This window comes from Streptococcus sp. E17BB (assembly GCF_041807725.1).
Lineage (GTDB): Bacteria > Bacillota > Bacilli > Lactobacillales > Streptococcaceae > Streptococcus > Streptococcus entericus.
Window position 1 is genome coordinate 1 of record NZ_JBGTZC010000023.1, and the last position, 12,246, is coordinate 12,246.

A 12,246-nucleotide genomic window follows, 5' to 3' on the forward strand; every position below is an offset into this window, starting at 1 on the left:
AGCGATTATATTTTTTACTACAATAACAAACGAATCAAAACAAAATTAAAAGGACTTAGTCCTGTGCAATACAGAATTAAATCCTTTCAATAATATTTCTTGTCCAACTTTTGGGGGTCAGTACAATTCTTGGTCTTTTCCTTACTTTTCTTGTAAATCAGAGTATTCCCAGCTCATCTAACTGCTATCAACTGAGCCTTTGCTTGATAAGATCACGCAGTTCTCGGCGTTTAGCGATCCATAAAGGACGATCATCATAGGCATAAGTCCGATTGGTCAGGAAAATCACCGCTTGCTGACGTCGTCGATTGATCATGATAAAGGGACCAGTGTAGCCCGTATGGTCAAGCCAGTCACCGTCAAGATTCCAGCCCAGAGAGCGCGGTTTATCTGAACTGCCATAGTTGGTTAATAAGTCCACTCCAAAATCTGCGATCAAGTAATGCTCGCAAAAGCGCTCTAAATCGGTCACTGTCGAAAAAAGACCAGCTGATCCTGCATGAACACCCAAAACCTGAGCTTTAGGGTCATGAACCAGTCCATCTGCTCTGCCATTAACCGTCACAACAGCCCCTAAACGAGGGCCAAAGCTGGTTTCTACCATCCCAAGAGGTCGAAACACCCGCTCCTGAAACAACTCAGCTAAACTTTTTCCAAACAAGTCTTCTAGCATAAAACCTAACAACAAGAAGTTGATGTCCGTGTACAAGAAACGCTTATCCGTGGTGACGGTAATGTGGTTGATAGCCGCCCGTAACTCCCTTGCGCTCAGTTGGTCGCGGTTTGGGATATAAGGGTCAATACCTGAGGTGTGAGTCAGGAGCTGCCTGATCGTAACCGTCTCGTCTGCTACTTCAGGGTAATAACTTTTAAGTGGTTGATCAAGCTCTAGTGTCCCATCTGCCAACAGCTGGATAATTACCGTCCCCACACCGACTACCTTGGACACACTAGCGAGGTCATAGACTAAGCCAGCCTCAACAGGAGCCTCAGGGGCTACCTCACCGATGTACCACTCCTGCCATCGCCCTTTTTGGAAAATAGCCAAGCTAGCCCCCAGATAGAGATGTTCTGACCGCTGTTGGTTGATTTTATCAATAATTGCCTGCATCATTTGACAAACCACCAGTCCAGCCGACTTGGATCCGTCACAATGAGCGCGGTTTCCTTTTTATTGAGCGTCGTCTCTAGTCCCAAGTCTTTGCAAATGACTGCAAAAGAAGCAAGGTCGACAGTCTTATCAACGGAACATTCTACCATGCTGATGTCCCAGGTCTGGTCGTTATCAGCCTGCAAGTCAGCCCCCTGTGCTTCGTTCAGCTCGACAGACAAGGGCAGACAGTCATAAAACGAGAGAGAAACCGACCTGTCAGGGACATTCAATACCAGACGGTCTACGATGACATCCGATAAACCGTTGAAGCCAGAGTCAGCCAAAAGGTCTGGGTAAGGAACTGGCTCAAGGGTTGTGACATCATCTTCTCCATGCAATAGCAGACGATCCCCTTCTGGGGACAGGGCAGAGAAGGCATAGCCTGTTTGACCCTTATACACCCTCTCCACAGGTATTTTTCGTGCTAATAGCTCTGCTATTTCTGCCGTATCAGCCTTAAGCACCAAGGTGTGCAGCTTTTTAGGTCCATTGACTGCTCGCGTTCGATAAGATGGCGATTCTTCCAAAGTCAGTCGCGTCTCTCTCGCCGCATGTCCGCCTAAAAAAGCAAAGGCATTTTCCTCATGAAGCACTCGCAAACCAAGAATGTGCTCATAAAAATCCAGATTCCGCTGGCGATTGTTAACCCGAATATAGGGGGCAAGTAAGGCCATGTTTTCATTTTTTTTCATAGACTTATTTTAGACTAATTAGGCGATTTTGACAACTATTTCGACAGATGAGACAAGTTGCGGTATAATAGAGGTATTTCAACTGCAATCACCTCATTAGAAAGGGCAGGCCTGCTGATGTGGGCTCAACATGTCGCTCATTAACAAGAGGTGATTAGAAAACAAAAGGAGTTTCCATGCGTTACAATCAATTTAGTTACATCCCTGTCAATGAAAATAACCAGCTGGCGGATTTTACCCAACTCGGCTTTACCCTATCTGCAACAAAAACAGGCAAGGACAACCTAGACACCTTTGTCCGCGCGACATTCTTTCACTACCCGGATACCGATTACCCTGTCAGCCTCTTAGCGGCCGATCAGGAGACCGACCTCTTGACCTTCCTTCAGTCGGAACGTCCCCTGACCGAAGAGGTCTTCTACACGGTCGCTCTCCAGCTCTTAGGATTTGTGCCTGGGGTGGATTTTACTGACTGGACGGCATTTATTGACAAACTCGCCTTTCCGATTGCCTTTTCTGAGGGCAATTTATTGGCGAAACTCCACCAGTTGTTGGCCACACGGATGAAAACTGGTTTGACCTTGATTGACCATCTGGTTAGCCAGGGCTTACTGCCACTGGATAATGACTACCATTTCTTCAACGGCAAAAGCCTTGCGACCTTTGATACCAATAATTTGGTGCGTGAGGTGGTCTATGTGGATAGCCAGCTAGATACAGACGATGATGGGGAGACTGATCTCGTCAAGGTTAACATCATCCGTCCCAAAACATCTCACCAACTGCCAACCATGATGACCGCCAGCCCCTATCACCAAGGCATCAATGGCTCAGCCAGCGACAAGAAACTCTACAAGATGACAGGCAGTCTGACGGTCAAAGAAGCAGGTACGATTGCCGTTGACCCACATGAACCGACTTTCCCATCTGAACAAACCAGCATCCTGCCTGAAAGTCCTGCGACAGAAACCTTTGCTCACATCGGCAGCTACACCCTCAACGACTACATGCTGGCTCGAGGCTTTGCCAACATCTACGTGTCTGGTATCGGCACAGCAGGTTCGACAGGCTTTATGACCTCTGGCGACTACCAGCTCATCAGCTCCTACAAGAGTGTTATTGACTGGCTAAATGGTCGTGCCATCGCCTACACCAACCAAAAACGTGAACAGCAGGTGCTAGCGACTTGGGCGACAGGTGAGGTCACAACGACGGGGATTTCCTATCTGGGTACCATGTCTACAGGACTTGCCACGACGGGCGTTGACGGGCTCAAGGTCATCATCGCTGAAGCCGGCATCAGCTCTTGGTACGAGTATTACCGTGAGAACGGCTTGGTGTGCAGCCCAGGTGGTTATCCGGGCGAAGACTTAGACAGCTTAACCGCCTTAACTTACTCCCGAAGCCTCTTGGCAGGAGATTTTGTTCATAGCCGAGCGGTATATGACAAACGTCTCGAAGAACAAGCTCAAGCGCTTGACCGCGAGACAGGCAACTACAACCAGTTCTGGGAAAATCGCAACTACCTCCCTCATGCTCACAAGGTCAAGGCGACAGTGGTCTACACCCACGGCCTCCAAGACTGGAATGTCAAACCGCGTCAGGTCTATAACATTCTAAATGCCCTACCGGACACTGTGGACAAGCACGTCGTCCTGCATCAAGGACAACACGTCTACCTCAACAACTGGCAGTCCATCGATTTTCGTGAGAGCATCAATGCCCTCCTGACCCAAAAACTGCTCAAACAGAACAACGGTTATCATCTCCCAGCCGTCATCTGGCAGGACAACGCCGCAGAGCAGACTTGGCAGACCCTTGACCAATTTGGTCAAGACAAGACCATCCGTTTTGATCTTGGTCAAGGTGAGCAAACCATCCAGAACCAGTATGAGCAAGAGACCTTTGAGCGCTACGACAAGGACTTCAAGACCTTCAAAGCCGATCTTTTTGCAGACAAGGCTAACGCCATCTGCATCGACTTGCCAGTCACTCAAGCTGTGCTCATCAACGGTCAAGCCCAGCTTCATCTGACCCTCAAATCGTCAGAAAACCGTGGGCTCCTGTCTGCTCAGCTATTGCACCAAGGAAAAGTCAAACGCCACACGGATACCCCCGTGCCACTGGGTGCTGCCACTATCGACAATGGACAAAACTTTCAGCGCGAGCCTGTTCGTGAGTTGCCATGGGTGGAGACGGAACAGCGGATAATCACTAAGGGCGTGCTCAACCTACAGAACCGAGATGGGATTCTGACCGTGAGCGACCTGCCTGCGGACGATTGGATTAGCCTGACCTTTGATTTACAACCGACCATCTTCCGTTTAACTGAGGGTGATACGCTTCGGCTCCTGCTCTATACGACCGACTTTGAGCACACCGTTCGAGACAACAGCGACTATCAGTTAACGGTCGATTTGAGTCAGTCTAAACTTTATCTGCCTATTGACGCTTAATGTGGTATAATTGTTAAAACAGTGATATAGAAAGAGGACACCCAACATGATGAATATGCAAAATATCATGAAACAAGCACAAAAGATGCAAAAACAAATGGAAGCTAAACAGGCTGAGCTGGCTGGTACAACCTTTATTGGTAAGTCTGCTCAGGACTTAGTAACAGCGACCTTTACAGGCGATAAACAGCTGGTTAATTTGGAATTCAGCCCTGCTATTGTTGACCCAGAGGATATCGAGACCCTGTCCGACATGACTGCTCAGGCCATCAACGATGCACTTAACCAGATTGATGAAGCCACCAAGAAAACACTCGGTGCCTTTGCTGGTAAACTGCCGTTTTAAGTAAATGAAGACGCCTTTCTTTTCGGAAAAGGCGTCTTCATTTATCTGATTTACTGCTGACTGAAGGCACAGGCTCACTCCGCACTGAGAGTTAAGAGTTCTCGGAAAGGGACATGTTTTCTAATCGCGGTATCAGCGCTGTAGGTAGTAGACCAGAGCGGAGGGTAGGTTGAGATGACAAGACCATCCTTAACCTGCTCTGCCATTGGCTCCGCCCCAGCAAACCAAAAAGACTCATAAAAGAGGGGCACACGGTCACTCTGGGCCCATGTCAAAAAATGTGGGTAAGTCACTCCCAGACTAGGGTATCGGGAGCAAAATAATGAACCGTCTGCTGACCCTCGCACAGGGCAAACAGACCGCCAAAAGCATCAAGACCAATCAAGGTTTGGTCCGACGGATATACTGTGTGAAAGACTTGGTTGTGGGGTAACAGCCCTTCTTCAGCTCCTAGCACCAAGAGCCCATAGCCACAATAGTTGTCCTTGACCTGCAAGGGCTAGTTTAATAGGGTAGCAAGCCACATCATGCCTAGTCCTCAAAGAGCTCTGCCAGTCCCAAACCGACAAAGGGGTTATTGCTGATTGTTTCTTGCTTGTCTAGCAAAAGGCGATTATCGTCGAACTCTTTGAACTGCTCATAGATTTTGGCAGTCATGCGGGCGTCTTCTAGACTATTATGACCCCGCCCCTTAATTTTGAGGAAGTCAGCTACACTTTGCAAACTCAAGCGGGCAATCCCATTGAGATCCGTGCTACGGCGCTCAAAAGCCTCGTCATAGACGTCGACCACATACTGTCCTGTCACATCTAAACCATAAGTCTGCAAAATCGGCAGGTCACTCTTGTGAGCATTGTAGCCAATAAGTGCAGTGTCGCTAACAAACGCAGCAAAGTCAGCCACCACCTGTTCAGCAGGCGGTGCGGTCTGAATCTTATCACTGGTGATGCCTGTCAGCCCATTGATAAAGCTCTTGAGAGGCTGGTCAGTGTGCACATAGCTATCAAAATGAGCCTGTTCCTGACCATCAACAAATTTCACTGCTGACACTTGCAAGAGATCGTAGTGACCGTCCTTGCGTTCGATAAATTCCAAATCAAAAGCAATGTAAGTCTCTAACTGTTCCATGATTACCCTTTCTAATGGTGAGAAAAGAGCGGGTTGCCCTGCTCTTCTTTTTTATTTCCCAAATAAACGAGCGAAAAATCCTTTATTGACAGGTTCAACAAGAACGTCCTCTGCCTCGATGACCTCATCTTTTTTCTCCGCTTCAGTCTTGACCTGATCAAGTTCCAATTTTAGCGTATCACGCTCCTTGAGCGCCGTTAGGGTCAACTGTTGTTGCTGGTCAATCTGCTTGTCTTTTTCTGCGATCTGCACATCTTTGACCTTGAGTTGCTCACTCAAAGCCGCCATCTGGGCATCCTTGGCCTTGAGTTGCTCGTAGAGCCGCGTAATTTCCGTGTTTTTCTCATCCACCAAAATCTCAAAAAACTCACGATGCTTGGCTTCTTCACTAATCGGCTCATCCTCAAAAATGGTCTTTTTGTAGATTTCCTCCAGCTTAATCAAGCCTGACCGTTTCACGACCGTCACGCCCTTATCATTTTTCTCGATGTCCTCTTCCGCCAAGGTCTTAATCCGATTGTTGATGGCTTGGCGGCTAACACCCAAAATCTCTGCCAGCTCACTGACGGTTTTTTCTACTGTCATAAGTCCTATTTCCCTCGTCTTTTCTTAACAAAATCATAACACACCCCCTATCATTTGTCAACTTTTCCTATGGTTTTGGGTAATCGCCCAATAGCAGAGCTGACCAGTTTGTGGTACAATAGCAGTATGAACAAACTACTTTTAATCGACGGCTCTTCCGTCGCTTTCAGGGCCTTTTTTGCCCTCTATAACCAGATTGATCGCTTCAAAAATGCCAACGGTCTTCACACCAATGCCATCTACGGTTTCCACCTCATGCTGGACAGCCTGCTGACTCGCCTCCAGCCGACCCATGTCTTGGTAGCTTTTGATGCTGGCAAAACCACCTTTCGGACAGCGTTCTACGCCGACTACAAGGCTGGTCGTGCCAAGACCCCAGACGAGTTCCGTGAGCAGTTTCCCTACCTGCGGGAGCTCCTGACGGCACGCGGCATCGCCTACTACGAGCTGGCAGATTATGAGGCGGATGATATTATCGGGACTTTGGCGACAATGGCAGAGCAGGACAGTCAGGACTTTACCATCACCATTGTCAGCGGGGATAAGGACTTGATTCAGCTGACAGATGCCAATACCACCGTTGAAATTTCTAAAAAAGGGGTCGCCGAGTTTGAAGCCTTCACCCCAGCCTACCTGCTGGAAAAAATGGGGCTAACGCCTGAGCAGTTCGTCGATCTCAAAGCCCTCATGGGGGACAAATCCGATAACATCCCTGGTGTCACTAAAATCGGTGAAAAAACAGGCATCAAACTCCTCCTCGAACACGGCAACCTAGACGGGATTTATGCCAACATCGACCAGATGAAGCCCAGCAAGATGAGGGACAACCTCGTCAACGACCGCGACCAGGCCTTTCTCTCTAAACGGCTAGCCACCATCAACACCAACGCTCCTCTGACCATCGGACTTTCGGACATTAAACTGAAACAGCCTGACCTTGACCACCTCAGCCGTTTTTACGATGAAATGGGCTTCCGCCAGTTCAAGGCTGGACTGGCCGAGCTAGACGACACTGGCAGGTCTCGTGAAGTGGTTGAGGTGACCTACACCGAGGTGACTGAACTATCAGAGGAGATGCTGACAGAGGACATGTTTCTCCATCTGGAGATCTTAGGAGACAACTACCATGTCGAGCCGATTGTCGGACTTGCTTTTGGCAATCAAGACCAGATCTATGTCTCCACAGATACTAGCCTCTTGCAGTCAGATCTGTTTAGGGACTTCCTCAGCCGACCCGTCAAGACCTATGATGCCAAACGGGTCAAGGTGCTGCTGGCTGGTCTAGGCGTGGACATGGCAGCAGCTCGTTTTGATAGCCGTTTAGCCAGCTACCTGCTGTCAACTGTTGAGAACAATGACATCTCAACCATTGCTAAGCTCTACGGTGACTTTCCACTGTCGGACGACCTCGAGGTCTATGGCAAGGGGGTCAAGCGCGCCCTGCCTGAACGCCCTGTCCTGCTCAGCCATTTAGCCAAAAAACTCCAAGTGTTAGTTAGCACCGAAGAAGTGCTACGCACCAAGCTAGAGGAGCAGGGACAGACTGCCCTCTACATGGACATGGAGCTACCGCTAGCGGATGTGCTAGCTAAAATGGAAATCGCCGGCATCCATGTGGAGCGTGAGGTGCTGGAGGCCATGCAAGTGGACAACCAAGTGGTGATCGACCAGCTGACGCAGGAGATTTACGACCTAGCAGGGCAGGAGTTTAACATCAACTCACCTAAGCAGCTGGGCACGCTCCTCTTTGAGACCTTGGGCTTGCCGACTTGGGCGACTAAGAAGACCAAGACCGGCTATTCCACTGCCGTTGATGTCTTGGAAAAGCTGGCGCCTGAAGCGCCAATTGTGGCGAAAATCCTCGAGTACCGCCAGATTAGCAAGCTCCAGTCAACCTACGTTATCGGGCTTCAAGACTACATCATGTCAGATGGCAAAATCCATACCCGTTATGTGCAGGATTTAACCCAGACAGGGCGTTTGTCGTCAACCGACCCCAACCTGCAAAATATCCCTGTTCGTCTGGAACAGGGCAGGTTGATTCGTAAAGCCTTTAAGCCAAGTGAGGGGCAGGTGCTCTTGGCCTCTGACTATTCTCAGATTGAGTTGCGCGTGCTGGCTCATATTTCCCAAGACGAGCACCTGATTGAGGCCTTCAAGCAAGGTGCAGACATTCATACCTCAACGGCCATGCGGGTCTTTGGCATTGACAAGCCTGAAAACGTGACGGCAAACCATCGTCGCGATGCCAAGGCAGTCAACTTCGGCGTGGTCTATGGGATTTCGGATTTTGGCTTGGCTAATAACTTAGGTATCACCAGAAAGGCCGCCAAGGACTACATTGATACCTATTTTGAACGTTTCCCTGGTATCAAGCGTTACATGGACGAGATGGTTACTCAGGCCAAGGAACAGGGCTATGTGGAGACCCTCTTTCACCGCCGCCGCGAGTTGCCAGACATTCACTCGCGCAACTTCAACGTCCGGAGTTTCGCCGAGCGCACGGCCATTAACTCACCGATTCAGGGGTCTGCTGCAGACATTCTCAAGGTTGCCATGATTAACCTAGATAAGGCCCTGACCGCTGGTGGCTATCAGGCACGTATGCTCCTTCAGGTGCACGACGAGATTGTCCTTGAGGTGCCAATAGCAGAGCTGGATGCTGTTAGCCAACTGGTCACCGAGACCATGCAGTCTGCCATCGAGTTATCTGTGCCCCTCATCGCTGAAAGCAGTTCAGGAGAAAACTGGTACGAGGAGAAGTAACACAGCCATAGAAACTAAAGGAGCACAAACATGGCCAAATATGGTGATTTACAGGCTAAATACCCAGACCTAGAGGTCTGGGCACATCCTACTGAATATAAAGAATTATACGATTTAACAGTCAGAGGCACAAAGACCGCCACCAGCTCCTGGTATGCGGAATACGCCTCACCAGATGAGCTGGATCAACCAGGTGACCGATCCATTATGTTAGACAATCCTGAACACCCCACTCAGGAAGTCCTGCTTGAAACGGTAAAGGTCATCATCGAACCGTTTAATGCGATCTCAGAAGAGACAGCGCGGTGCAATGCAGAGGGTGATGGCACGGTTGCTGACTGGCAACGGATTTTCGGTGACTTCTGGCAACGGCATCTGCCAACTGTCGGACTGGACTTTTCAGAGACAGGTTTAGTTGTCACAGAATTTTTTAAAGTTGTTGAACAATAAAGGAGAACACACATGACCTACACCTTCCAAAACCCACCTCAAGAGGTGATATTCGATTATATCAGAAGAACCAAGACCATCGCGGTGGTTGGGTTATCTGACCGCACAGAGACAGCTGCTTACCGCGTTAGTCAACTCATGCAGGAGGCTGGTTTTACCATCATTCCAGTCAATCCAAAGCTTGCTGGGGAAAAAATCCTCGGTGAGACAGTCTATGCTAGACTGCAAGACGTGCCTGTCCATATCGACATGGTCAATATCTTTCGTCGCAGCGAATTTCTGGCAGATGTTGCTAGAGATTTCCTCGAAACTGACGCTGACATCTATTGGGCACAGCTCGGACTCGAAAGTGAAGACGCAGAAAAGCTCCTGCGTCAGGCTGGTCGCGATGCCATTGTCATGAACAGGTGCTTAAAAATCGAGTACCTTAAAATGGCATAAGGGCATCAAAATAAGGCGTTCCTTTGGACATTTCAACTGAAAGACAATCCTCAAACAGTGGATTGTCTTTTTCTATATCTGCGAAATTTATAGCGTCCTGATGATTGATAAGCAGGCATTTTGACGGTTTAAGACAAATCAGAAATCTTTTACGGTTGTCGTTTCTATCGGTTTTGAGCATTTTATACACTTAAACTAGCTCAAGCCCTTAGAAATGAGATTCTAAGAGCTTGAGCTATAGTCTGAACCTACCCTAAGCAGGTTATTTTCAGTCTTTTCGGCAAATTTTTAACTCGACAATAACAGGGATAGTTAAGAATAACTTAGTCCTTGCTATTTTTCCATCATGCCAGCTTGGAGTTGATACATCTTATGGTAGGTTCCCTTTAGAGCTAGCAAGGTCTTATGGTCCCCACTCTCGATGATTCGACCTTTATCCAAGACATAGATGCAATTAGCGTCTTGAATCGTTGATAGGCGATGGGCAATAGCGATTGTTGTCCGTCCTTGACACATCTTAGCAAGAGAATTTTGAACGATTTGCTCCGTCTCGGAGTCAATATTGGCAGTTGCCTCATCGAGAATTAAAATCTTAGGTTGGCTGGCAACAGTCCTAGCAAAAGCTAACAGCTGGCGTTGACCTGTTGAAAAGGTTGCTCCACGCTCAGTGACAGGTTCACTATAGCCTGCTGGCAATTTACTGATAAACTGGTCAGCATCGACAAACTCTGCTGCAGCCCGAACCTCATTATCGCTGATTTCCTGATACATCCTGATATTAGACGAAATTGTCCCATGATAGAGAAAAGGGTCTTGGAGAACCAAACCGATGTTCCGACGTAAAGCCTCCTGACTGTACTGCCGAATATCGGTGCCATCAATCAACACACGCCCTGATTGAAACTCATAAAAACGCATGAGAACATTGATGATAGAGGACTTGCCTGATCCTGTCGCCCCAACAAATGCAATCGTTTCACCTTTATTGACCCGAAAGGATACCTTATCCAAAATCTGGTTCTTTCCATCATAGCTAAAAGAAACGTCTTCAAATACAATATCACCTGACTGGATGTCCTCAACTTCCCCCAGCTGAGCGGGCTCAAACACCTCCTGATCAATGAGGCTGAAGACACGACCAGCAGAAACCATAGAGGTTTGCAGGGTTGAAAAGTTCTGCGTTACTTCGATTAACGGATCAAAGAGACGGTTAATGTATTGGATAAAGGCATACATAAAACCTGCAGAAATCCCAAGTTTTTGCCAGTTAAAGCCAAAATAGGCCATCAACACCGCATAAGCAAGGAGTTTTAAGAGGGACATGGCAGGGCGTAAAAACAAACTATCCAAGGCTAATGACCGATTGACGTAGGTGAGATGTTCCTGATTGATCGCATCAAACTCATTCTGAAGACGTGCTTCCTGACTAAAGGCTTGAATAATGCGGATACCCTCAATACTTTCTGCCAGTTTGCTATTGATATCACTGAGTAAACTCCGCGTTTTAGCAATCACTGCAGTCGACTTCTTGCGGTAAAGATTAACCAAGATAAAAATCAAGGGCAAAAAGAGGGCAACCAGTCCAGTGAGCTTGACGTCCAAGGTCAACATGGTGTACAAGGTCACTGTAAAAATAAATACCGCCGAAACAAAACTTGCCAAAATACCTGAAAACATCTCGCTGATGCTCTCCGTATCGTTGGTAATTCGCGACACAATAAACCCAGCCGGGGTTTTATCAAAATACGACATTCCCAATTTTTCCATGGTCGCAAACGCATCTCGCCGAATATCACGCACCACACTATAAGACACCTTGGCAAAGAAAAAGTTACCAAAATACTGCAGCAAACTCTGCGCCATATAAAGGCCATAATAGCCAATCAAAAGGCTCAGCCCGTCTGTCGTCTGACCAGCGATATAGCCATCAATAAATCGACTAGCCACAAGGGGGATAAGACTTTTTACCACCGTTGTGGCCAATAGCAGAGCTAGGGAAAAAGTGGTTAGTAGACCATAAGGGGTCAAGTAGGTCATCAGCCGACGAAAGGTCGACCATAATTGAGCTTGTTTGGGCATTGACTACTCCTTTCAAAACATCATAACAAGCAAGAGACGAGCGCGGTCAAGGCAACCCAAAACCAAATGAGTGCCGTCTCTAAAAAATACTCGGTTCGGTCTATAGGTTACTAACGAGCTAAAAGCTTCACTGACTTACCATAGAGCACA

The 12,246-nt window shown here is 48.0% G+C and carries 13 protein-coding genes; 6 read left to right on the forward strand and 7 right to left on the reverse strand.

From position 1 onward, the window contains the following. A partial coding sequence (locus ACERC7_RS06795; RefSeq protein WP_373660139.1) for an IS3 family transposase occupies positions 1 to 93 on the forward strand: 93 nt, incomplete at its 5' end. Positions 94 to 187: 94 nt separating this feature from the next. On the opposite strand, the gene ACERC7_RS06800 is transcribed toward ACERC7_RS06795, so the two are convergent. After that, complete coding sequence (locus ACERC7_RS06800) at positions 188 to 1,114, reverse strand: serine hydrolase domain-containing protein (protein ID WP_373666508.1); 927 nt, start codon at positions 1,112 to 1,114, stop codon at positions 188 to 190. After that, positions 1,111 to 1,845 carry a CppA N-terminal domain-containing protein gene (locus tag ACERC7_RS06805; RefSeq protein WP_373659455.1) on the reverse strand — a complete coding sequence of 245 codons (735 nt, stop codon included), beginning with the start codon at positions 1,843 to 1,845 and terminating at the stop codon, positions 1,111 to 1,113. The genes ACERC7_RS06800 and ACERC7_RS06805 overlap by 4 nt, the downstream gene beginning before the upstream one ends. Positions 1,846 to 2,021: 176 nt before the next feature. Here ACERC7_RS06805 and ACERC7_RS06810 point away from each other — a divergent pair, with 176 nt between their 5' ends. Then, positions 2,022 to 4,301 (forward strand): Xaa-Pro dipeptidyl-peptidase, encoded by a 2,280-nt coding sequence (locus ACERC7_RS06810; RefSeq protein WP_373659453.1) that lies wholly within the window; start codon positions 2,022 to 2,024, stop codon positions 4,299 to 4,301. A gap of 46 nt (positions 4,302 to 4,347) precedes the next feature. Continuing rightward, positions 4,348 to 4,647, forward strand: coding sequence for a YbaB/EbfC family nucleoid-associated protein (locus ACERC7_RS06815; RefSeq protein WP_018367568.1), 300 nt, complete (start codon positions 4,348 to 4,350; stop codon positions 4,645 to 4,647). 74 nt (positions 4,648 to 4,721) lie between these two features. On the opposite strand, the gene ACERC7_RS06820 is transcribed toward ACERC7_RS06815, so the two are convergent. Genes ACERC7_RS06820 through ACERC7_RS06835 form a run of 4 tightly spaced genes read right to left on the reverse strand, consistent with a single transcriptional unit; the run spans position 4,722 to position 6,360 of the window. Beyond that, entirely contained in the window at positions 4,722 to 4,940 is a 219-nt protein-coding gene (locus ACERC7_RS06820; protein ID WP_373666509.1) for a DUF2625 family protein, read from the reverse strand. Next, positions 4,937 to 5,143, reverse strand: a complete 207-nt coding sequence (locus tag ACERC7_RS06825) for a hypothetical protein (protein WP_373659450.1) — start codon at positions 5,141 to 5,143, stop codon at positions 4,937 to 4,939. Before ACERC7_RS06825 ends, ACERC7_RS06820 begins: the two co-directional genes overlap by 4 nt. 35 nt (positions 5,144 to 5,178) lie before the next feature. Next, positions 5,179 to 5,775, reverse strand: coding sequence for a 3'-5' exonuclease (locus tag ACERC7_RS06830; RefSeq protein WP_373666510.1), 597 nt, complete (start codon positions 5,773 to 5,775; stop codon positions 5,179 to 5,181). Positions 5,776 to 5,826: 51 nt separating this feature from the next. Next, entirely contained in the window at positions 5,827 to 6,360 is a 534-nt protein-coding gene (locus tag ACERC7_RS06835) for a DUF536 domain-containing protein (protein ID WP_018367566.1), read from the reverse strand. Positions 6,361 to 6,486: 126 nt separating this feature from the next. Here ACERC7_RS06835 and polA point away from each other — a divergent pair, with 126 nt between their 5' ends. The 3 genes from polA to ACERC7_RS06850 are packed head-to-tail and all read left to right on the forward strand — an operon-like array spanning position 6,487 to position 10,017. Further along, complete coding sequence (polA, locus tag ACERC7_RS06840) at positions 6,487 to 9,126, forward strand: DNA polymerase I (protein ID WP_373666511.1); 2,640 nt, start codon at positions 6,487 to 6,489, stop codon at positions 9,124 to 9,126. A 30-nt stretch (positions 9,127 to 9,156) separates the two neighbouring features. Beyond that, positions 9,157 to 9,576, forward strand: a complete 420-nt coding sequence (locus ACERC7_RS06845) for an ASCH domain-containing protein (protein WP_373666512.1) — start codon at positions 9,157 to 9,159, stop codon at positions 9,574 to 9,576. A 12-nt stretch (positions 9,577 to 9,588) separates the two neighbouring features. Continuing rightward, positions 9,589 to 10,017, forward strand: coding sequence for a CoA-binding protein (locus tag ACERC7_RS06850; protein WP_373666513.1), 429 nt, complete (start codon positions 9,589 to 9,591; stop codon positions 10,015 to 10,017). A gap of 333 nt (positions 10,018 to 10,350) precedes the next feature. Here ACERC7_RS06850 and ACERC7_RS06855 read toward each other — a convergent pair whose 3' ends face one another. Then, positions 10,351 to 12,096 carry an ABC transporter ATP-binding protein gene (locus tag ACERC7_RS06855; protein WP_373666514.1) on the reverse strand — a complete coding sequence of 582 codons (1,746 nt, stop codon included), beginning with the start codon at positions 12,094 to 12,096 and terminating at the stop codon, positions 10,351 to 10,353. Positions 12,097 to 12,246 lie beyond the last annotated feature (150 nt).